The following is a 20,496-nucleotide window of genomic DNA, read 5'->3' on the forward strand; positions in this document are numbered from 1 at the left end:
TTAAATACTGACACAATGAATCATTACCGTGGGTTTACTCTTCGATCAAACTTTTTTGGGAGCTAATGATGTTAAAGAAATGGTTATTTTCTCTGGTAAGTCTACTCGCTAGCGTCAGTTTTGCTTTTGCCGATGTTGATGTAAATAAGGCTGATCAAGCAGCATTGGACGGAGTTAAAGGTATCGGTCCTGCTAAGTCTAAGGCTATCTTAGCGGAAAGAGCGAAAGGTGGTGAGTTTAAGGATTGGCATGATTTCGAAACGCGCATCAAGGGAATCGGCGAGAAGAATGCAGTGAAGCTATCCGATGCTGGTTTGCGTGTAAATGGACAGGCGAAAACTTCTGTTAGATCTGATACCCCAGCGGTGAAATCAAACAAGGAAAAAATGAGTAAATAGCTAACCAAGAAAAGTTAAATTTGCCTGATAAAGAGCCTCGCATGTTGAATGCGAGGCTTTTTTTATAGTCCTGATTCTGCAGAGTTGGGAGAGTAATTGAGGCGGCTTTAGAAAATCTTCGATTGAAATTTCGTGTTTCGAGACAGAAATCTGTTGATTCGCTGCGCCATACTTGCGGTGATAAGTAAGCGATTTGGTTTGGTAAGTTGTTTGAAACCTAGTGTTGTAGCTTGTCGATTGTTGATGGAAATAGGTGAGGGAAAGACTGATAGGTATCGAAGTTGAACATTGATGTAAAACTTATGGGGTGGTCAAAGCAATTCATGACTTTTCGCTTATGTCGAACCGGGTTAGATGTATGTTTCGCTGGGGCAGAATAGAGCAGAAAAATTGTCATCTAACGCATTCAGGTGGGCTCACTTCCTGAAGATGGGGAAATTTGTTCGACGAATGAAAGATGTGTTTTAGATCAGCTTTTTGTAATTAGTTTCGCTTATTTAATTTAATTGAAGACCACTGACTTTACTTGGATAAATCAGCTCGCGAAAATCTGACCGATATTGGTCGCTTGAGAGAGCTCAATAAATTGCAATTGCAGGGCAATTGGAGATCACACTGCTTTGGGTTCATAGCTCGGTTGCCTTTGAATGTGCAAATCCGCAGCAACACGGGTGTTTGCGATGGGGATCAGAATGTATGAAAAGGAGCCAAGTTGGAAACGATTGCTGGAAGCTTTTCTTTTTCCAATTAAACTCCCTTGAGTTGAACTGCGTACTGTGTTCGCGAACGGCACTCAAATTGCTGAGCACCCGTCAATTTAAACGCTCATTTCTGATCAAGCGGCGTTGTCCATTGTCCATCGATAATCTGGACGGTTTGCTTTAAGATTGCGATTGTTTTGTCAAAAAAATCAGCTTTGATTTTATCGCTGGTGTCGGTGGGTTGGTGATAGTCAGCATGGTCTTCTACGCCAAAGTACAAGTGTGGAATTCCTGCATTAAAGAAGGGAAAATGATCTGATTGTGGAGTCCAATTATCAACTCCTTGGTCTGGTCGATCATGTCCAAACAGAACTTTGATATTGGATGTGTCCGCAATAGGCGATAACAGGGTTTTCAATTCTGGTCTATAGTGTGTGCCGCTCACATACAGTTCATTTTTGTCGCCTCGACCTATCATGTCGAAATTGATGTTGAATGCAATGCTTTTGGCAGAAACTGGACCATGTTTCAGAAACGCTTTTGCACCGACTAGGCCCTGTTCCTCTCCATCAAAAAATGCATACACCAAGGTGTGTTGAGGAACTCGGTTTGCGTAGTGTTCTGCTAATGCAAGGACACCTGCAACACCAGAGGCATTGTCGTCTGCTCCGAAATAGACGCCTCTACGATTGCTTCCTAAATGGTCGTAATGCGCGGAAATCACGATCGCACCGATGTTCGTCCCCTTACTTCCTGACTGACAGGCAAGAATATTTCGTCCAATCACTATTCCAGTGCGTGCTTTATGTTCAAATTCTTGTTCAAATTTTTCTCCACAGGGCTTTAATCCGATTTCTTTAAGTCGTTGCAAAATGTAAGTACGGGCACGCGCGCTTCCCTCGCTGCCAATTTCCCGTCCTTGCATTTCCTCACCTGCTAGTGTTTGTAAGTCGCGCATAGCTTGCGATACTGTTTGGGCTTGGCTTATGTGAGATCCCATCATGAGTGATACAGCAAACACGGTATGTTTAAGTAATTGCATAATGCTCCCTAAATATGTTCGGATGTGACTTAGTGTTGATCGTTCGCGATTTGGTTCAATTTGTGATAATCGGAATCAAGTTTGCATGAAGAAAATTGGGGGGGCAGAAAGTCAAAAGCCTGCTCGTTTAGCACCGAGCAGGCTTTCAATACATCAATAATCAGCGAAGACTACTTGCTGATCGTTCTTATTTTTTCTTACGCGAAGTTGGCAGCAGCGAAATCCCAATTTGCCAATGCCCAAAAAGCCTCAAGATATTTTGGGCGCGCATTCCGATAATCGATGTAGTAAGCGTGTTCCCATAAGTCACAGGTGATGAGTGGCTTGTCCTCTGTCGTCAATGGTGTTGCTGCATTCGATGTGTTGACGATATCAAGGGTGCCGTCAGCTTTCTTTACCAGCCAAGTCCAGCTTGAGCCGAAATTTCCAACGCAAGATTTTGTGAAGGCTTCTTTGAATGCATCAAATGAGCCCCATTTCGCATTGATTGCGTCGGCCAGTGCGCCATTCGGCGTCCCGCCACCATTTGGTTTTAAACCATTCCAATAGAAAGTGTGATTCCAAATTTGTGCAGCATTGTTGAAAACACCTCCAGCGGATTTTTTTACGATCTCTTCTAAGGTTGAGTTTTCAAACTCACTGCCTTTAATAAGGTTATTCAAATTGGTAACATAAGTTTGGTGATGCTTCCCATAATGATATTCGAGCGTTTCTTGTGAAATATGCGGAGCGAGCGCATCGAGAGCGTATGGCAATGCTGGTAATGTATGTTCCATGGCAATTCCTATTCAAAGATCAAAAAAACTTAGATTGATAAAACCGTGCTTTAAAACGCATACGCATAGGCATGCAAGCACAAAAAGCAATATTGTAAGCGTTTGCGAGTTTGCTTGCAGCTAAAGCATTGATTTTGTTAACCGCACTTCAGCGATTCGAATTTCACTTTGATCGCTGGCGGTTCGCATTTGCAATTTTTCTTCGGCGTGAATTTGTTTTGCGTTTCGAATCACGGTTCCATCGGCTTGTTGCAAGATAATGTATCCGCGCTCCAAAGTTCGCTGAGGATTGAGCATTTCTAATTTTTCACTTAGATTGCGCAGATTAGTATGTTGCTTTTGTTTAAGTTGTTCCATTTGGCGAAGCAAGGTCTCTTGCCAATGCTCGAGGCGTAGTTGTGCTTGCTTGCAATCTGGTCGTCTATGATGCCATCGACCTTGATATTGTTCGAGTTGGTTTTTCTTCGTTTGCCATAGTTTTCGCATCGCATTGTGCAAATACTTCGCATTTTGCGAAATCTCGAGACGTTTCATTGTTAAACTGGCTTCTGGACTTCGCAGACGGTGTGTCATCCAGTCCAATTTTTGAGCATGTGTTTCGAGCTGTCTTTGTACTAACTTTTTAAGTTTGACTTGCGCTTCACTTACTTGAAAAAGTAGCTCGGAACGTGATATCGCAACTAGTTCGGCTGCCGCGGTTGGTGTTGGAGCGCGTAGGTCGGCGACGAAATCCGCAATCGTGAAGTCGGTTTCGTGTCCAATTCCACTGATGATAGGTAGGTTGCAATGAGCGATCGTTCGTGCGAGAACTTCTTCATTAAATGCCCAGAGATCCTCAATACTGCCGCCCCCACGACAAACAATAAGTGCATCGCATAGGTTGTCGTTGTCTGCTTGGGCGATCATTTGTGCGATTCGAACGCTTGCTCCATCTCCTTGTACAGGGCATGGGTAGATGATGATCTCGATGTGAGGTGCACGTCTTTTTAGTGCGCTTAACACATCCCTTAGCGCAGCAGCATTCGGACTGGTGACGATGCCAACTTTACGAACAAATTTTGGCAGGGATTTTTTTCTTTTTTTGTCAAATAGTCCTTCTGCTTCCAGTTTTTCTTTGAGTTGTAAGAAAGCTTCATATAGGTTGCCTATCCCTGCGCGTCGAATCGCCTCGACATTGATTTGGAAGTCACCTCGTGGTGTGTAAAGACTCACTAAAGCACGCACCTCGACTTTATCTCCTTCTCGTGGAATAAAGCTGGCGAATTGTGCGCGTCCTTTGAACATCACCGCGCGCACCTGTGCTTGCCCGTCTTTTAAGGTGAAGTACCAATGGCCTGAAGCGGCTCGCGTTAGATTTGAGATCTCTCCCGCAATCCAAGTCAATGGAAAATTCTGTTCGAGTAATTTGGCGACCGCATTGTTGAGGGCGGAAACGCTCAGAACGAGATCGGTTCTTTGAATGGATGGAGTAAAAAATTGAGTTGACATAGTCTGATGATTTATAAGCTATCCACAGATAGTTGAACTTAGTGCGAGGATGGCATGGACACGGTAACTTGTCAAAAGCGATTTGAGGTTTTCAGCGTAACTCAATGATTTTAATGGATTAATTAACTTTAGGTTTTATGCTTAAGTGCTAGATAATTAAAAAATCATTTAATAATATTAATTTTTTGCTGAAAGGAATTGTGCTTATGCACAAAGTTATCCACAGAAAATACCAGTTAAGGAAAATGATGAACGTGCGGTAATGTGAATTTGCGGTGCTATAAAGCTGCTAAAATTAGTGGCAAGCTGAATTTGCTGAATGAAATCATGCACTTACGTGGATGTTATTGCCTTGTTCACAAAGATGTCCACAATTTATGTGCAAAACTTGTGAAGTTTGCTGGTTTTTCTAAATTGTGTATTTATTTACCTAGTCAAATTGATATGAAAAATGGAGATTGTTGCGTTTGAAAAATCTTTGATTAATTTTCTTGCACCTTGTTTTTATGGTTTTAAATCAATGATTTAAAACCATGTGAGCGCATTGTTCACATGGTTTTCCACAGTTTGTGTGTAAAACTTAATTTGCCTGCCATCAGTTCGCTATTTGCTTTAGCGTAGTGAGAATATCGGAACCTGTTGAATTCATGCTCAATTTAGGAGCGATAAAATATTTATTATTAAAATCAAATGCTTAGCGATTAGCTCAAAGGATATCCACAATCTTGCACACAGTTTTTGTGCATAAGTTTGGAATCGCGCCCTTTCTTGGATTGTGAATAGCGAGCGACGACAATTTGTTCTTTAAAAGAAATTTCCGTCTTGCTACTTGCTCAGTGTCAGACAACAAGTTACATTGCGGACTGAGTATGTATGCGTATGACGATTAACGTAGTATTTTTCTGGCAAGGAGTTTCATTTGTTCGCGATCATTCAGGCGGCTGGCTGGCCTATTTATTTTCTATTAGTGGCATCGATTGTTGCTCTCGCACTCATAATTGAAAGAAGTTTATCCCTTAGGAGACAACGGATTTTGCCGAAGACTTTGCTTGAGGAAGTCATCCGTGTCTACCAAAGTGGCAAGATCAAACAAGAAGTGATTGATCAGTTGGCAATTAATTCGCCGTTAGGACGCGTCTTGGCTGCGGGCCTACGAAATGTGAATGCACCACGTGAAGTAATGAAAGAGTCGATCGAGGAAGCGGGTAGCGCAGTGGCCCATGACCTGGAAAAATTCTTGACGACTTTGGGGACGATTGCTTCCTTGGCGCCGCTCATGGGTTTATTTGGAACTGTCGTCGGTATGATTGAAATTTTCGGCTCGCAAAATGCAGCAGGCGCAAATCCAGCTCAATTGGCGCATGGGATCTCAGTAGCGTTGTATAACACGGGATTTGGCTTACTCATCGCTATGCCAGCAATGATTTTTTATCGCCATTTTCGCGCGCTAGCGGATAGCTTTGTCGTTGAGATGGAGCAGCAAGCTGTGAAATTTGTTGACATCGTTCATAGTACGAGAAAGTAAGTTATGAATTTTCGTAAGGGACATGGAAAAGAAGATCCAGAAATTAATTTGATTCCGTTTATTGATGTCTTGTTGGTGATTTTGATTTTCTTGATGGTGACAACAACGTACAGCCGTTTTACCGAACTGCAAATTACATTACCAACAGCGGATGCCGAAAAAGCGCAGGAAAAACCGAGTCAAATTGAGATTGGAATTGACGCGCAAGGGCGATACAAAATCAATAATGAAGCGGTGAGCTTTCTCGATGCAGTCACTTTAGCAAGTGATTTGAAAAAAGCAGCCGATGGATTGAGTGTCGGTAAAGCAGGGGGTGTTGATCCGGTTGTTATTATTAATGCGGATCGGGCGACAAGCCATCAATCGGTCATTGATGTTCTGGAAGCAGCACGAATCGCTGGGCTGGCGAAAGTAACGTTTGCTGCACAAGCAAGTACCAATGCGAGGTAGGCTCCATTGCGTATTTTCTCGTGAGGAAAACTAAGTTTATTTTGTTCCTTAGTGGGTAATAAAAAGAGAGTCTTGGCACTCTCTTTTTTCATGTTTGTCAGAAGATATTGTTTTTTTAGATTTGAGGAAATGTTGTGCTGCGTGCAGTAGTTGAATCATTTTTTATCCACACTTGGTCAAGACGAGGTCTATTTGCGATTTTGCTTTGGCCAATTTCAAAGCTATTTGAATTTCTGATTCATTTTCGTTATGGTCTTCAAGTGCTTGGATTTCGAGCACAGACTACCTTGCCGGTGCCGGTCATCATCGTTGGAAATATCTATCTTGGTGGCACTGGAAAAACACCAATGGTAATTTGGTTGATTGAAAATTTACGCCAAGCTGGATGGAATCCAGGTGTTATTTCGCGTGGATATGGAGCTCGGGTTGAGAATATACAAGAGGTTAATAACGATTCCCTAGCAACTGAAGTTGGTGACGAACCGCTGTTGATTTTTCAGCGAACATCCTGCCCGATGATGGTTGGACGTCGACGAGTTGCTAGCGCCCAGCAATTGTTGAACAAGTATCCAACGATAGACGTCATTATTTCAGATGATGGTTTGCAACACTATAGGCTTGGGCGCGATATTGAGATTCTTATGTTTGATCAGCGAGGAGTTGGGAATGGCTTGTTATTGCCTGCGGGTCCCTTGAGGGAGCCTGTGCGTCGTAGACGAGACTTCACGATACTGAACTCTGTGGAATGCGAGAGCCTGCCAGAAATTGGAAAAGTTGATTCAACGATGCGATTACAAGTTGAACTACTGACTAATTTGGCGCGCCCTGAAAAGCGTTTGCCACTGACCTCAATTTTAGGCAAAAAAATCTTGGCAGCGGCAGGAATTGGAAATCCTCAACGATTTTTTGATATGTTAAGTTTGTGCGGGTTAGATTTTGAATCGATGCCATTAGCTGATCATTTTGACTTTTCTCCAAAAGTATTTGCCGACGTGGATGCGGAAATCATTCTTATCACTGAGAAGGATGCAGTAAAATGTCGACAAATCGAGGTTTTGCGAAACGACCCTCGGATTTGGATTGTGCCGGTATCAGCACATCTTGATTCAAAATTCAGGGATAGTTTGCTTAATCTTTTAGCGATCACTTCGGAGAATAAAAATGGATGCACGTCTGCTTGATGTTTTAGTGTGCCCTTTGTGCAAAGGGCCTTTGGTCCATGATAAGGCAGCACAGGAATTAATTTGTAAAGCTGATCGCTTGGCGTTTCCAATTCGTGATGGAATTCCTATCATGTGGGAGGATCAGGCAAGGTCCATTCTTATCGATCATCCTTAATAGGTAGTGCTATGAGTTTTGTCGTGATTGTCCCTGCTCGGCTAGCTTCAACACGTCTACCGAATAAACCGCTTGCTGATTTGGGTGGTAAACCGATGGTGGTGCGCACAGCTGAACGTGCCTTGATGTCCGGCGCAACTGAAGTCGTGGTGGCAACGGATCATTCCGATATCTTTGCTGTATGCCGCGAGCATGGAATTGCCGCGCAAATGACCCGATCGGATCATCAATCTGGCACAGATAGAATTGCTGAAGTCGCTGCAGCAATGGGATTGTCGTCTGATGCGGTTGTGGTCAATGTGCAAGGTGATGAGCCTCTAATTGATCCCGGTTTAATTGCTGCAACCGCGGCATTGGTCAATGCTCAAACCCCAATGGCGACAGCAGCACACCCGATTCACGAATTGCAAGATTTATTCAATCCGAATTTTGTGAAGGTTGTTCTCGATAAAATGAATCGGGCTCTGTATTTTTCGCGAGCGACGATTCCTTGGGCGCGTGACGCTTTTGCTCAACAACCACCAGTCGTACCGATTGGTTTTCAAGCAATGCGACATATAGGATTATATGCTTATCAAAATCAGTTTCTGCAAGCTTACCCCTCATTGCCTATTTCTCCAATTGAACAAATCGAAGCATTGGAACAGTTGCGTGTTCTGTGGAATGGCTTCTCGTTAGCGGTTCATGTTACAGATCAAAGTCCAGCAGCAGGGGTTGATACACTGGAAGATTTGCAACGAGTCAGAACTTTTTTTTGAGGAACTGACAAAAATCCACCTGCTAACCTGTGGAAAGCGTTTCAAGCGGAAAAAACTGTGGTAAATTTCGTAAAGAACAAAATATACGACGGTGACCGTCCGATGCCGTTGCTTCGAAATAATAAAACTAAACTCAAAAATACCAGGTCTTGCAAGTTTCAAATTGCAAGGCGTACAGAATATTAAACTCGTCTAGGAAATAAAAATGCGTCTTATTTTGTTGGGAGCACCCGGAGCAGGCAAGGGCACGCAAGCCAATTACATTAAGGAAAAATTTGGTATTCCACAAATCTCTACGGGAGATATGCTGCGTGCAGCGGTCAAGGCAGGAACACCGTTAGGAATCGAAGCGAAGAAAGTCATGGATGCTGGAGGATTAGTTTCTGACGATATTATTATTGGCTTAGTTAAAGAACGTTTAAAACAAGATGACTGTGCAAACGGTTATTTGTTTGATGGTTTTCCAAGGACGACGCCTCAGGCTGATGCGATGAAGGACGCTGGAGTTGCAATCGACTATGTTTTGGAAATCGATGTCCCAGATAGTGCGATCATTGAGCGGATGAGCGGGCGTCGTGTTCATCCAGGCTCTGGTCGAACATATCATGTGAAGTTTAATCCGCCAAAAGTTGATGGAAAAGACGACGAAACTGGTGAGGATTTAGTTCAACGTGATGACGACAAGGAAGAAACAGTACAAAAGCGCTTGGCTGTTTATCACAATCAAACTGAAGTGCTAGTCGGTTACTATGGTGATTGGGCTAAGTCGGGTAAATCGGGCGCCCCTAAGTATCGTAAAATCGCTGGAGTGGGGGCCGTCGAAGCAATACGTGACGCGGCATTCGCGGCGCTAACAGAATAGAATGAGCGGACCTAGTGTCCGCTTTTTTTTTTGTCTTTGTGGTGATGTTTAGTTTTTTCGTTGTTTATTTTTTTGGAGGATCTTGATTCGTCTATGTGAGTAATTTTCTGTATAGTTTTTGTATTCCAATACCAGTTTCAGTTTTTTAAAAACAAAAATGTCTGTTGTTCTATTTCGCTTATTTCTATAAACAGTGTGATGAGCGCAAAGTCAAAAACTAAGCGCGATCAATACTAACAAAAATTGGAGGCGTCAACATGGTATTAAGTCTTTGGATTGTCGTAGCGTGCGGAGTACTTGCGGTACTTTATGGCTTAGTCACGAGAAGTTGGATTTTGAAACAGGATGCGGGAAATACCCGGATGCAGGAGATTGCAACAGCAATTCAAGAAGGTGCTGCCGCCTATCTGGCGCGCCAATATAAGACGATTGCGATGGTTGGCGTGGTTTTGTTTATTGCTATCGCATTACTGCCAGGGTTGGGGCCGCTTACAGCGGTGGGATTTTTGATTGGTGCCGTGTTATCAGGTGCTTGTGGTTTTATCGGGATGAATGTGTCAGTTCGAGCCAATGTGAGAACTGCGCAAGCAGCGACAAAAGGAATGAATCAAGCCTTAGATGTCGCTTTCAAAGGTGGAGCGATCACGGGAATGCTGGTTGCTGGATTAGGTTTGTTGGGTGTCGCTCTATTTTATATGTATTTGACTAGTGGTTCTGCAAATGGATTGTCGCAGCATGATTTAATCAAACCTCTAATTGGACTCGCATTTGGGGCTTCCTTGATTTCTATTTTCGCTCGTCTTGGCGGCGGTATCTTCACCAAAGGTGCTGATGTCGGAGCGGACTTGGTAGGTAAAGTAGAAGCGGGTATCCCTGAGGATGATCCACGTAATCCTGCTGTGATTGCCGATAATGTTGGTGATAATGTTGGCGATTGTGCTGGTATGGCCGCTGACTTGTTTGAAACTTATGTGGTGACTTTAATTGCGACGATGCTACTTGGCGCATTAATGGTAACAAATGCAGTGACAGAAGCGATTGTCTATCCTTTGATGTTAGGTGCAGTGTCTATTCCAGCATCAATCATTGGATGTGCTTTCGTTAAACATACTCCAGGTCAGAAGATTATGTCTGCCTTGTATAAAGGCCTGTGGTGGGCCGCTGGTTTGTCTTTGATCGGATTTGCTATCGTCACATTCATGCTGTTCAAAGATGATGTGTTGCGCCATCAAATGTTGATTTCATCTGTCGTTGGAATTGTTTTAACAGGTCTGATGGTTTACATCACGGAATACTATACAGGAACAGAGTTCAAGCCAGTTCGCCATATTGCTGAAGCTTCGACGACAGGTCATGGAACGAATATCATTGCGGGTCTCGGGGTTTCGATGAAGTCCACCGCGTATCCTGTTTTAGCTGTTTGCGTCGCAATTTTAATTTCCTATCAATTTGGCGGTGGCTTATACGGTATCGCAGTGGCCGCGACTTCGATGTTGTCGATGGCAGGCATTATTGTTGCGCTCGATGCTTATGGTCCAATTACTGACAACGCGGGTGGTATCGCCGAAATGTCCGGAATGGATGAGTCGGTACGTGCTATCACTGATCCTCTTGATGCGGTTGGAAATACAACGAAGGCCGTCACGAAAGGATATGCGATTGGCTCAGCTGGATTGGCCGCATTAGTCTTATTTGCGGACTACACACATGCATTGAGTTCGGTTGGCTTAGAAGTGAAATTTGATTTGTCAGATCCGCAAGTCATTGTTGGGTTGTTTATCGGCGGCTTGATTCCTTATTTGTTCGGCGCGATGGCAATGGAGGCAGTGGGACGTGCTGCTGGCGCGGTGGTTGTCGAAGTGCGTCGCCAATTCCGTGAAATCAAGGGGATCATGGATGGAAGCGGCAAGCCAGAGTACGATAAAGCAGTCGATATGTTGACGGCATCGGCAATCAAAGAGATGATTTTGCCTTCTTTATTGCCCGTTGCAGTGCCGATTTTAGTCGGCTTGACTTTAGGTCCAGCGGCTTTAGGTGGCATGTTAATGGGCACGATTATCACTGGTTTATTTGTCGCCATATCCATGACGACCGGCGGAGGTGCTTGGGATAACGCTAAAAAATATATTGAAGACGGGAATTTCGGTGGAAAAGGCTCCGAGGCTCATAAAGCTGCTGTGACAGGTGATACCGTTGGTGATCCATACAAAGACACTGCTGGCCCTGCAGTCAATCCCTTGATTAAAATTATCAATATCGTCGCTTTGTTATTGGTCCCCTTGTTCCCATTGGTGCCTTGGCTTAAGGCCCCCATGCAAGTTCCGCCTGCAATTACACACAAAGCGGATGTTCTGCCACAAATTGATGCACCAGTGGGGTTGGATGTTGTTAAAGTAAAGGCAGCGTCTGCTGTTGATGCCGCTTCTAAATAGAGACAATAAGTTTCAATTTAGTCTGTTTATCTAACTAAATTTTTACGAATTGGGCAGCGATTGCGATGCGATCGTTGCCTTTTTTATTCTTCAACTATTTTTTACTTTCTACAATGAGCGAAAAGCGAGATAATTGACGTTTACGTTAACGTCATTTCTCCCAAGCCATAACGGGAGTGATTGATTATTTTCTTATTTAACCTATACGATAATTGAAAATAGAGGGATATATGCAAATTCAAAATAGTGTATTTATTGTTACAGGTGGAGCATCTGGGTTAGGTGAAGCGACCGCACGCATGATCACCGCAAATGGCGGTAAAGTTATCATTGCAGATGTGCAGGTCGAGGCTGGGCAAGATTTGGCGGCGGAATTGAACGCTGTCTTTGTGAAGTGTGATGTGACACAGGAAGCAGATGGTCAGGCAGTGATTGCTGCAGCCACTGCGGCTGGTACATTGCGCGGCTTAATTAATTGTGCTGGAGTTGCGCCAGCAGTGAAAACGGTCGGTAAAGATGGTGCGCACCCATTGGAACTCTTTCAGCGAGTGGTAAATATTAATCTGGTTGGCACGTTCAACATGGCACGTTTGGCCGCAGAAGCAATGAGTAAGGTCGAAGCTGTTCAAGAAGAGCGGGGCGTTATTATTAATACAGCCTCAGTTGCAGCCTATGATGGTCAAATTGGCCAAGCCGCTTATGCATCCTCCAAGGCAGCGGTAGTCGGTTTGACTCTACCGATGGCTCGCGACTTATCGCGTAATGGTATTCGTGTGATGACAATCGCACCAGGTATTTTTGAAACGCCGATGTTGCTCGGTATGCCGCAAGAAGTGCAAGATGCACTAGGTAAGATGGTGCCATTTCCTTCTCGACTGGGGAAACCGAATGAATATGCTCAATTGGCAAAATCGATCATCGAAAATATGATGTTGAATGGTGAAACGATTCGTCTAGATGGCGCGATCCGTATGCAACCCAAATAAGGCCACATTTTGGTTCCAAAAATCACAGTTTTCTCCTTTCTTACAGACATTTTTCTTGTACGCGAATACACTAGATAAATAAGAAAAGATTGATTTTTGGAGTTCACTTAGAATGAATAGTAATGCTACTACGGGTTTAATTTTGACTGGGGGTGGCGCTCGCGCCGCTTACCAAGTCGGTGTATTGAAAGCAATTTCAGACATCTTACTCGAGCAAGGTTGGAGTCCAAAGAAAAATCCTTTTGGAATTATTTGCGGTACTTCTGCAGGTGCGATTAATGCCACCGCACTGGCTTCCCGTGCCGATCATTTTCAAGAATCAGTAAATAGTATATTGCATGTGTGGAGTCACTTTGAGGCTGCCCAAGTGTACCGAGCTGATTCTCTTGGAGTGATTCGTTCGGGCGCTCGTTGGCTGTCTATTATGTCGTTTGGATGGCTCTTGAATAAATGGCGCAAGTCACCTCCAACCTCGCTTCTCGATAATTCTCCTTTAGCGAACCTGCTCCATCGCATGCTCGACATGGAACGTTTGGATCAAGCGTTCGCGACCGATGATTTGCAGGCGCTGGCAGTGACGGCATCGTCCTACACGACTGGCCATCACCTTACGTTCTATCAAACTTTGAAAGAAATTGAGCCTTGGGTACGTAGTCAGCGCTTGGCTCAACGTGACTTTATTGGTATCCAACATCTATTGGCATCGTCTGCAATTCCATTCATATTTCCTTCTATTCCCTTGAATTGGGGGGGGCATCTGGAGTATTGCGGTGACGGTTCGATGCGCCAACTGGCGCCTATTTCTCCAGCGATTCATTTGGGAGCGAATAAAGTATTGATTGTGGGGGCAGGTCGTTTGACTGAGCCACCTCGTCAGAATTTTGATTTGGCAACTTATCCTAGTTTGGCGCAGATTGCGGGCCATGCAATGTCGAGTATTTTTTTAGATGGCCTGGCTGTTGATATCGAGCGCTTGACAAGAATTAATAAAACTTTATCGATGTTGCCATCCGATTTATTGCAAAAAACCCCATTAAAACCAGTCGATCTTTTGGTCATTGCACCTTCGGAGCGACTCGATGAAATTGCAAGTCGTCATACCCAGAGCCTGCCTTTACCGGTTCGAACAATGTTAGGTGGAATTGGTGCGACTGAAGTTCGCGGAGCTGCATTGGCATCTTATCTTCTGTTTGAGGCGAGTTACACCAATGAATTGATTGCACTTGGTATCAAAGATACTCATGCGATGAGGGAGGACGTCATTCACTTTTTTCATTCTCAGTCGACTGGCCAATACCCAGTTTCAACAGCTGAGTGTGTCACCGCATAGCTCACTTTCAAAGTGCCATAGTCTAGGCGCGATGGGTACGGTTGATTGAGGAGTCAAACTGAAATTCTCGACAAGAAATATGACGAGGCTTTTAGAATAATATGGAGCGATGTTAAAAGGTTCGTTATGAAATCTCTTTTCAAAAAGTTTTGGCTGACAGTCTTGCTGAGTTTAAGTCTGGTTTTTCCGGTATTTTCTCAAGATGAGGCTTTTGTCAGAGTTCAAGAATTACCGCGCGAAGCCCAGCAAACTTTGCGGATGATTCGTCAAGGAGGCCCATTTCCTTATGAAAAGGACGGATCTGTGTTTGGTAATTACGAACGTCAATTGCCAAAGCGCCCGAGAGGATACTATCGCGAATATACAGTGAAGACGCCCTATGCAAGAAATCGTGGCGCTCGACGGATCGTTGCTGGAGGCGCATATCCTAATTTCGCGGAGTTTTTTTATACCGATGACCACTATGCGAGTTTCAGAAAAATTCGAGAGTAAGGTCAAATTTGTTCTTCAAATCTGAATGAATCGTACGAATTTCAAAATGAGGATGAAATGAGTGTATTGAATGGAGCGGCCCCGAATACGGTGCAATTAATCGGGGAATATAGTAGCCTAGAATTGCAAAACCTAGCGATGCGGGAGGGGCAACACTTTTTATTTGCTCAATTTACCGGAACGAACGATAAGTCCAGTGTTTTGAACTGTATAGCGAAATCATTTGGTTTTCCAGATTATTTTGGCTTTAATTTTGATGCTCTGTACGATTGTCTGACCGATTCCCTATTTCAATCAGGTGTTCAGAAAGGGTTTGTTGTCGTTCTTGAGGATTTGCCAAATACCACTCAGTTCGACATTGAGATGCGTGAAACGTTGATGGATATATTCCGCGACTCTGCAAACTTTTGGGCTAGTAAGAATATCCCTTTTAGGGTCTTTTATTCTTTCAATTAATTAACTGAGTGCTATTGAAAGTGCCCGAATTGCGTGAAATTCGGCTGGTTTACTTGGGCTTAGACCGTGACAAGGGTACAATGCCGCAATGAAAAAAATCGTTATTTTAATTTCTGGACGTGGCAGCAACATGCAAGCCATCGTTCAAGCATCACAAGCCCAGCAATGGCCCGCTCAAATCGCGGCAGTAATTAGTAATAAACCTGATGCAGCTGGCTTAGCTTATGCTGCGAGTCAAGGAATTCCTACTAAAGTTGTCGATAGTAAAAGCTTCGCGTCTCGTGAAGATTTCGATACAGCTTTAATGCATGCAATCGATAACTATCAAGCTGATTTGGTCGTGTTGGCTGGCTTCATGAGAATATTGACACCGGATTTCGTGCAGCACTATGAAAATCGGATCATGAATATTCATCCCTCTTTGTTGCCAAGTTTCGTGGGTTTGCATACCCATCAACAAGCCCTGGATGCTGGGGTGAAGTTTCATGGAGCAACGGTGCATTTTGTGACTGCGGAGTTAGATCATGGTCCTATCATAGATCAAGCCTGCGTCAGAATTGAGCATGGAGACGATGAGAATAGCCTTGCGTCGAAATTGCTAGTTAAAGAACATGTCCTTTATCCACGCGCAGTTCGTTTGTTTGTGGAAGGTAAATTGGTGGTGCAAGGCAATCGTGTGATTGTCAATGGATCAGAAGCAGATCATTGCGCGATTTAGTCAGAGATAAAGTAGAGGGAAGATATGAGATTACCACCAGCCATAATTGGCCATACTGAGTCTGTATTGCGCGAAGTGTTGCGCTTTACCGGGCCAGCAGACGGAACACTTTCGCGGTATTTTCGCGAAAATCCTCGTTTAGGAGGGCGTGAAAGGGGAGTGATTGCTGAGGCAATTTATGGTTTGTTGCGTAACAAAAGTGTCTACACCAGTTTTTCAGAGTCGGGAAGTGGACCAGCGATGCGTCGAATTTCGTTGCTTGGGTTAGCTGACGCAGTCGGCATTGATTCCTTGGGGGGGCTGACAGAAGAGGAGGATAGTTGGTTACGCCGAGTGATGGAGATTGATCGTTCGCATCTACCCGTGACTTTGAAATCAAATTTGCCAGAATGGATATGGCAAAAATTATCGTTGAAGTTTGGTGAGGATGAAGCGATGAAACTGGCGATTGCATTAAATGCGCCCGCTTCATTAGATCTTCGTGTGAACGCTTTAAAGTCAAATCGTGAAGACGTCATCGCTTCATTGGCTCAGGCACCTATTTTGGCAGAGCCGACTCCTTTTTCGTCTTTAGGTTTACGCGTAATTAAAAAGCCTTCAATCCAAAATTTGCCCTTGTTTAAGGATGGAACGATTGAAGTGCAGGATGAAGGTAGTCAAGTTCTTGCACAGTTAGTTGGTGCAAAACGAGGAGAAATGGTGGCCGATTTTTGCGCGGGGGCTGGGGGGAAGACCCTAGCATTAGGTGCAACCATGCGGAATACTGGTCGCTTGTACGCATTTGATATTTCAGAAAAACGACTCGCAAAATTAAAACCACGCCTGGCTCGGAGCGGTTTGTCAAATGTACATCCGGTTGTGATCGCACATGAACGGGACGCCAAAATTAAACGCTTGGCGGGAAAACTTGATCGTGTTTTAGTCGATGCACCATGTAGTGGACTTGGAACATTACGTCGGAATCCAGATGTTAAATGGCGTCAAACCCAGGTTGGCGTGGCGGAATTAAATGTAAAACAAGCGTCGATTTTAGATAGTGCTGCCCGTTTAGTGAAAGGCGGTGGACGATTGGTTTATGCTACTTGCAGTATTTTGGATGAAGAGAATGAAGGAATTGTCGAACAATTCTTGGCAACCCATCCAGATTTCACATTATTACCTGCTTCAAAAGTGCTCGAAGAACAAAAAATTGATCTTGATATGGGGAGCTATCTTAAGTTGTATCCACATATCCACAACACAGATGGTTTCTTTGCTGCTGTCCTTCAGCGCAATAAAACAACTGCAAAATTAAAGGTCGAAGTCTCTACGGACGCGGAAACATTGTAAACGTAATGACACGATTTAATTTGGAATAGTAGTTTTGTTGAGAGCAATGATTCAAGTATCTTCGATGGGAATGATGGAAACACAGTCTTTGACACGCCTAATCGCGGAAATATCGACAGACTTCGGAAATGCGAGTCTGGTTTTTCAAGTGCTTGCATTGGTGACGTGTTTTGCACTAGCTTGGTTGCTCTCACGTCATATTCAGAGGTTTTTCGCCACCGTTGATCATAGTTCTGGCGTGATTAGAATTGGTGTGGAGAGTTTCTCTAGAGTCTTGTGGCCGTTGTTGGCATTGATTTTTTTGTTCTTGGCAAAACTGATTATTGGTCGATATCAGCATACGGCACTGCTTAAGTTATTTTTTCCGATATTAGGTTCGTTTGCCCTCATACGATTTAGTTTCTACGTATTTAGGCGCGCCTTTGTACGTGACGGAACGGTTGGCAACACGCTTCTTATTTTTGAAAAAATATTTGCAGCTTTGGTTTGGCTTGCCCTGGTCTTGCACTTCACTGGGTTGTGGGAAGAAATATTCATCGCGTTAGAAGAAGTGGTGCTCCCACTTGGAAAAAGCAAAGTTACATTGCTAGCGGTGTTACAAGGCGTCGCCTCGGTTGCGATGACTGTTATTTTGGCCTTGTGGGTTAGTGCGACACTTGAAGCTCGTCTCATGCTAATCCCAAATATGCATTCGTCTTTAAAGGTTGTGCTGTCACGATTAGGGCGCGCGATCTTTATCTTAATGGCGATCTTAATAAGTTTATCTTTGGTTGGAATTGATTTGACAGTGCTGTCGGTTTTTGGCGGTGCACTTGGCGTCGGATTAGGGTTGGGATTGCAGAGAATTACCAGTAGTTACGTATCTGGTTTCATCATTTTGTTTGATAGAAGCCTTTCAATTGGTGACATGATTACGGTCGATAAATTTAGTGGTTGTGTGACGCAGATTAATACGCGTTACACAGTGCTTAAAGGTTTGGATGGCGTCGAGTCGATAATCCCGAACGAAATGCTTGTGTCCAATCCTGTGCAAAATCTTTCCCTAACCGATAGGGCTGTCGTTCTGACGACCGACTTTACCGTTGCCTACGACACGGATCTTGATAGTTTGCTTCCCGCATTGATGGCCGTTGCGGCAAGTGTTCCACGCGTTTCGCGCAATATTGATACCTCTGCCTACCTATTACGTTTTGGTCCTGATGGTTTTGAACTGCGTGTCGGATTTTGGATCGAAGATCCTGAGAATGGGCGAACGAATGTGATCTCAGGCGTTAACAGGGCGATTTGGACTCTTTTACAAGAACGAGGTATCGAATTACCTTACCCGCAACGTGAAGTCACTGTTTTTCAGGCGCAACCGAAAATTTAGGCTTGAATCAGCGTAAAATTAAGATGTATTTGAGAAATTGTGTTCTGATAGTGACCTGCATTTGGAATTATGTTTTAGGAGTAGTGATATTTTGAGTAATTTTATCGATTTAGCGGTTGATTTTTTGAGTAACGGCTTTACCCGAGCTTCAGGGTGGCAAGTGTTTATTTTCACGATGGTCGTTACACATATTACGATCGCTAGTGTGACCATTTTCTTGCATCGTTGCCAAGCGCACCGTGCTTTGGAACTGCATCCCATCCCTAGTCATTTCTTTCGTTTTTGGTTATGGTTGACGACCGGTCAAGTAACAAAAGAATGGGCCGCAGTCCATCGTAAGCATCACGCAAAATGCGAGACAGAAGAGGATCCTCACAGTCCAGTGACCCGCGGTATCAAAAAAGTTCTTTTGGAAGGTGCGGAGTTATATCGCACAGAATCGAAGAATCTAGAGACAATTAGTAAGTATGGCCATGGTACGCCTGACGACTGGCTCGAGCGCAATCTATACACACGATTTAGTTGGCAGGGGGTTGCCTTAATGTTGATCATTGATTTCATGTTGTTTGGTGTTATCGGCGTGACTGTTTGGGCTGTTCAAATGATGTGGATTCCGGTCACTGCGGCTGGAATTATTAATGGTATTGGACATTATTGGGGCTACCGCAATTATGAATGTAATGACGCGGCGACAAATATAGTCCCTTGGGGAATTTTGATTGGTGGCGAGGAGCTGCACAACAATCACCATACGTTTGGTACTTCTGCAAAGTTGTCGTCCAAATGGTATGAATTTGATATTGGTTGGGGCTATATTCGCAGTTTGGAATTGGTGGGCTTGGCCAAAGTGAAAAAAGTCGCCCCTCAACCAAAGTTTAACGCGTCGAAGATGGTTGTTGATGTGGAAACTTTGCAGGCAGTGATTGCGAATCGTTATGATGTGATGGCGAAGTATGCAAAAACTTTGAAAAAGACTTGGCGTCTGGAATTACAGCAATTGCGCGAAAACGCACATTTGGAGAAGGGTTTCTTGAAGGCCGTGAAAAAAACTTTGCAGCGCGAACCAGCTAAGTTAGAAGCGCCGCAGCAGCAGCAATTGCTTGAACTATTCGCACATAGTGCTGCATTGAAAACAATGCACGATATGCGTTTGGAATTAAATGCAATTTGGGAGCGTTCTAGTGCTACCCGTGAGCAATTAGTTGCGCAGTTGCAGGATTGGTGTCAGCGGGCAGAGGCATCAGGCATTAAAACTTTACAGGAATTCTCATTGCGGTTAAGAAGTTATGCTTAGAGTGTAATATTGAGTGAAAAATGACGCTGAGAGGCGTCATTTTTTTTATTTGACATATGTATCAACTCGATAGCTGCGACAACTTGAATGTATAAACGAATAGTGTGGCTGAATTTCAGTGTATAAAGAAGTAGATTTGCATCGAAATGGCTATCAATTCTCGGTCGAATTTGTGCCATCCTGGGAATCATTTTGGCAAAAAAAAACCTGCAAATTTTGCAGGTTTTTTTTAACATTTTACATAAAAAATCAAATAATCATTATTTGATTTTTGTTTCTTTGTAAATAACGTGTTTGCGTGCTTTTGGATCAAATTTCATGATTTCCATTTTTTCAGGCATCGTACGTTTGTTTTTTGATGTCGTGTAGAAGTGACCCGTACCAGCAGTCGATTCTAATTTGATCTTGTCGCGACCAGTTTTAGCCATGATATTTTCCTAACAATGAGTTCTGTATTAAGCAGAAACTGCTTAAACTTTTTCGCCGCGAGCACGTAAGTCAACCAAAACAGCATCGATGCCGATTTTGTCAACAACACGCAAACCTGCGTTAGATAAACGCAAGGAAACCCAGCGATTCTCTGATTCTACGAAAAAGCGGCGATTTTGCAGGTTAGGCAAAAAACGACGTTTAGTTTTGTTGTTCGCATGGGAAACGTTGTTGCCAACCATTGGCCCTTTCCCAGTAACTTGGCATACACGCGCCATGTTTAGCTCCTTAATGATTTCCGAAATTGGAAAAAACAAGAGTAT

Annotated in this window: 21 protein-coding genes; 16 read left to right on the forward strand and 5 right to left on the reverse strand. The window is 43.8% G+C overall.

Features of this window, described 5'->3' with window-relative positions; genetic code table 11:
• The first annotated feature begins 65 nt into the window (after positions 1 to 65).
• Positions 66 to 398, forward strand: a complete 333-nt coding sequence (locus KDM90_RS08185) for a ComEA family DNA-binding protein (RefSeq protein WP_329605309.1) — start codon at positions 66 to 68, stop codon at positions 396 to 398.
• Positions 399 to 1,223: 825 nt separating this feature from the next.
• Here the strand turns inward: KDM90_RS08185 and KDM90_RS08190 are convergent.
• The 3 genes from KDM90_RS08190 to xseA form a co-directional block, all read right to left on the reverse strand.
• Positions 1,224 to 2,141, reverse strand: a complete 918-nt coding sequence (locus KDM90_RS08190) for a M20/M25/M40 family metallo-hydrolase (RefSeq protein ID WP_212675126.1) — start codon at positions 2,139 to 2,141, stop codon at positions 1,224 to 1,226.
• Between the two features lie 197 nt (positions 2,142 to 2,338).
• Positions 2,339 to 2,917, reverse strand: coding sequence for a Fe-Mn family superoxide dismutase (sodB, locus tag KDM90_RS08195; protein ID WP_212675127.1), 579 nt, complete (start codon positions 2,915 to 2,917; stop codon positions 2,339 to 2,341).
• A 120-nt stretch (positions 2,918 to 3,037) separates the two neighbouring features.
• Positions 3,038 to 4,405 carry an exodeoxyribonuclease VII large subunit gene (xseA, locus tag KDM90_RS08200; protein ID WP_212675128.1) on the reverse strand — a complete coding sequence of 456 codons (1,368 nt, stop codon included), beginning with the start codon at positions 4,403 to 4,405 and terminating at the stop codon, positions 3,038 to 3,040.
• A 919-nt stretch (positions 4,406 to 5,324) separates the two neighbouring features.
• Between xseA and KDM90_RS08205 the strand changes: the two genes are divergently transcribed.
• The 15 genes from KDM90_RS08205 to KDM90_RS08275 all read left to right on the forward strand — a co-directional run bounded on the left by KDM90_RS08205 (position 5,325) and on the right by KDM90_RS08275 (position 19,744).
• Entirely contained in the window at positions 5,325 to 5,930 is a 606-nt protein-coding gene (locus KDM90_RS08205) for a MotA/TolQ/ExbB proton channel family protein (protein WP_212675129.1), read from the forward strand.
• A 3-nt stretch (positions 5,931 to 5,933) separates the two neighbouring features.
• A complete protein-coding gene (locus KDM90_RS08210) occupies positions 5,934 to 6,380 on the forward strand; it encodes an ExbD/TolR family protein (protein WP_212675130.1) in 447 nt (148 codons plus the stop codon).
• Positions 6,381 to 6,514: 134 nt separating this feature from the next.
• Positions 6,515 to 7,561: a tetraacyldisaccharide 4'-kinase gene (gene lpxK, locus KDM90_RS08215; RefSeq protein WP_212675131.1), complete on the forward strand. Its 1,047-nt coding sequence runs from the start codon at positions 6,515 to 6,517 to the stop codon at positions 7,559 to 7,561.
• Positions 7,542 to 7,718 (forward strand): Trm112 family protein, encoded by a 177-nt coding sequence (locus KDM90_RS08220; RefSeq protein WP_212675132.1) that lies wholly within the window; start codon positions 7,542 to 7,544, stop codon positions 7,716 to 7,718. The genes lpxK and KDM90_RS08220 overlap by 20 nt, the downstream gene beginning before the upstream one ends.
• 11 nt (positions 7,719 to 7,729) lie before the next feature.
• Positions 7,730 to 8,476 (forward strand): 3-deoxy-manno-octulosonate cytidylyltransferase, encoded by a 747-nt coding sequence (kdsB, locus tag KDM90_RS08225; RefSeq protein ID WP_212675133.1) that lies wholly within the window; start codon positions 7,730 to 7,732, stop codon positions 8,474 to 8,476.
• Between the two features lie 205 nt (positions 8,477 to 8,681).
• A complete protein-coding gene (adk, locus tag KDM90_RS08230) occupies positions 8,682 to 9,338 on the forward strand; it encodes an adenylate kinase (RefSeq protein WP_212675134.1) in 657 nt (218 codons plus the stop codon).
• 257 nt (positions 9,339 to 9,595) lie between these two features.
• Positions 9,596 to 11,770: a sodium-translocating pyrophosphatase gene (locus KDM90_RS08235; protein WP_212675135.1), complete on the forward strand. Its 2,175-nt coding sequence runs from the start codon at positions 9,596 to 9,598 to the stop codon at positions 11,768 to 11,770.
• 230 nt (positions 11,771 to 12,000) lie between these two features.
• A complete protein-coding gene (locus tag KDM90_RS08240; RefSeq protein ID WP_212675136.1) occupies positions 12,001 to 12,756 on the forward strand; it encodes a 3-hydroxyacyl-CoA dehydrogenase in 756 nt (251 codons plus the stop codon).
• A gap of 112 nt (positions 12,757 to 12,868) precedes the next feature.
• The gene (locus KDM90_RS08245) at positions 12,869 to 14,086 is read left to right on the forward strand and encodes a patatin-like phospholipase family protein (protein ID WP_212675137.1); all 1,218 of its coding nucleotides are present in this window, start codon (positions 12,869 to 12,871) and stop codon (positions 14,084 to 14,086) included.
• A 126-nt stretch (positions 14,087 to 14,212) separates the two neighbouring features.
• Positions 14,213 to 14,578, forward strand: coding sequence for a guanyl-specific ribonuclease (locus KDM90_RS08250; RefSeq protein WP_212675138.1), 366 nt, complete (start codon positions 14,213 to 14,215; stop codon positions 14,576 to 14,578).
• Positions 14,579 to 14,635: 57 nt separating this feature from the next.
• Positions 14,636 to 15,034, forward strand: a complete 399-nt coding sequence (locus tag KDM90_RS08255; protein WP_212675139.1) for a barstar family protein — start codon at positions 14,636 to 14,638, stop codon at positions 15,032 to 15,034.
• Positions 15,035 to 15,122: 88 nt separating this feature from the next.
• Positions 15,123 to 15,752 (forward strand): phosphoribosylglycinamide formyltransferase, encoded by a 630-nt coding sequence (gene purN / locus KDM90_RS08260; protein ID WP_212675140.1) that lies wholly within the window; start codon positions 15,123 to 15,125, stop codon positions 15,750 to 15,752.
• 24 nt (positions 15,753 to 15,776) lie between these two features.
• Positions 15,777 to 17,081 (forward strand): RsmB/NOP family class I SAM-dependent RNA methyltransferase, encoded by a 1,305-nt coding sequence (locus KDM90_RS08265; protein WP_212675141.1) that lies wholly within the window; start codon positions 15,777 to 15,779, stop codon positions 17,079 to 17,081.
• A 46-nt stretch (positions 17,082 to 17,127) separates the two neighbouring features.
• Positions 17,128 to 18,450: a mechanosensitive ion channel family protein gene (locus KDM90_RS08270; protein WP_230409691.1), complete on the forward strand. Its 1,323-nt coding sequence runs from the start codon at positions 17,128 to 17,130 to the stop codon at positions 18,448 to 18,450.
• A gap of 91 nt (positions 18,451 to 18,541) precedes the next feature.
• Complete coding sequence (locus KDM90_RS08275; protein WP_268977737.1) at positions 18,542 to 19,744, forward strand: DesA family fatty acid desaturase; 1,203 nt, start codon at positions 18,542 to 18,544, stop codon at positions 19,742 to 19,744.
• Between the two features lie 260 nt (positions 19,745 to 20,004).
• Here the strand turns inward: KDM90_RS08275 and rpmG are convergent, their stop codons facing one another.
• Together rpmG and rpmB are read right to left on the reverse strand one after the other, a co-directional pair.
• Positions 20,005 to 20,172: a 50S ribosomal protein L33 gene (gene rpmG / locus KDM90_RS08280; protein WP_189344774.1), complete on the reverse strand. Its 168-nt coding sequence runs from the start codon at positions 20,170 to 20,172 to the stop codon at positions 20,005 to 20,007.
• 42 nt (positions 20,173 to 20,214) lie between these two features.
• Positions 20,215 to 20,451, reverse strand: a complete 237-nt coding sequence (gene rpmB / locus KDM90_RS08285; RefSeq protein WP_189344773.1) for a 50S ribosomal protein L28 — start codon at positions 20,449 to 20,451, stop codon at positions 20,215 to 20,217.
• Between the last annotated feature and the right edge of the window lie 45 nt (positions 20,452 to 20,496).

Source organism: Affinundibacterium fentianense, from assembly GCF_018139545.1.
In the GTDB taxonomy this organism is placed as follows: domain Bacteria; phylum Pseudomonadota; class Gammaproteobacteria; order Burkholderiales; family Burkholderiaceae_D; genus Undibacterium; species Undibacterium fentianense.

Coding starts and splice junctions, on each gene's coding strand:
- KDM90_RS08185 (WP_329605309.1), top strand. CDS start 66: ATGATGTTAAAGAAATGGTTATTTTCTCTGGTAAGTCTACTCGCTAGC.
- KDM90_RS08190 (WP_212675126.1), bottom strand. CDS start 2,141: ATGCAATTACTTAAACATACCGTGTTTGCTGTATCACTCATGATGGGA.
- sodB (WP_212675127.1), bottom strand. CDS start 2,917: ATGGAACATACATTACCAGCATTGCCATACGCTCTCGATGCGCTCGCT.
- xseA (WP_212675128.1), bottom strand. CDS start 4,405: ATGTCAACTCAATTTTTTACTCCATCCATTCAAAGAACCGATCTCGTT.
- KDM90_RS08210 (WP_212675130.1), top strand. CDS start 5,934: ATGAATTTTCGTAAGGGACATGGAAAAGAAGATCCAGAAATTAATTTG.
- KDM90_RS08220 (WP_212675132.1), top strand. CDS start 7,542: ATGGATGCACGTCTGCTTGATGTTTTAGTGTGCCCTTTGTGCAAAGGG.
- kdsB (WP_212675133.1), top strand. CDS start 7,730: ATGAGTTTTGTCGTGATTGTCCCTGCTCGGCTAGCTTCAACACGTCTA.
- adk (WP_212675134.1), top strand. CDS start 8,682: ATGCGTCTTATTTTGTTGGGAGCACCCGGAGCAGGCAAGGGCACGCAA.
- KDM90_RS08235 (WP_212675135.1), top strand. CDS start 9,596: ATGGTATTAAGTCTTTGGATTGTCGTAGCGTGCGGAGTACTTGCGGTA.
- KDM90_RS08240 (WP_212675136.1), top strand. CDS start 12,001: ATGCAAATTCAAAATAGTGTATTTATTGTTACAGGTGGAGCATCTGGG.
- KDM90_RS08245 (WP_212675137.1), top strand. CDS start 12,869: ATGAATAGTAATGCTACTACGGGTTTAATTTTGACTGGGGGTGGCGCT.
- KDM90_RS08250 (WP_212675138.1), top strand. CDS start 14,213: ATGAAATCTCTTTTCAAAAAGTTTTGGCTGACAGTCTTGCTGAGTTTA.
- KDM90_RS08255 (WP_212675139.1), top strand. CDS start 14,636: ATGAGTGTATTGAATGGAGCGGCCCCGAATACGGTGCAATTAATCGGG.
- purN (WP_212675140.1), top strand. CDS start 15,123: ATGAAAAAAATCGTTATTTTAATTTCTGGACGTGGCAGCAACATGCAA.
- KDM90_RS08265 (WP_212675141.1), top strand. CDS start 15,777: ATGAGATTACCACCAGCCATAATTGGCCATACTGAGTCTGTATTGCGC.
- KDM90_RS08270 (WP_230409691.1), top strand. CDS start 17,128: ATGATTCAAGTATCTTCGATGGGAATGATGGAAACACAGTCTTTGACA.
- rpmG (WP_189344774.1), bottom strand. CDS start 20,172: ATGGCTAAAACTGGTCGCGACAAGATCAAATTAGAATCGACTGCTGGT.
- rpmB (WP_189344773.1), bottom strand. CDS start 20,451: ATGGCGCGTGTATGCCAAGTTACTGGGAAAGGGCCAATGGTTGGCAAC.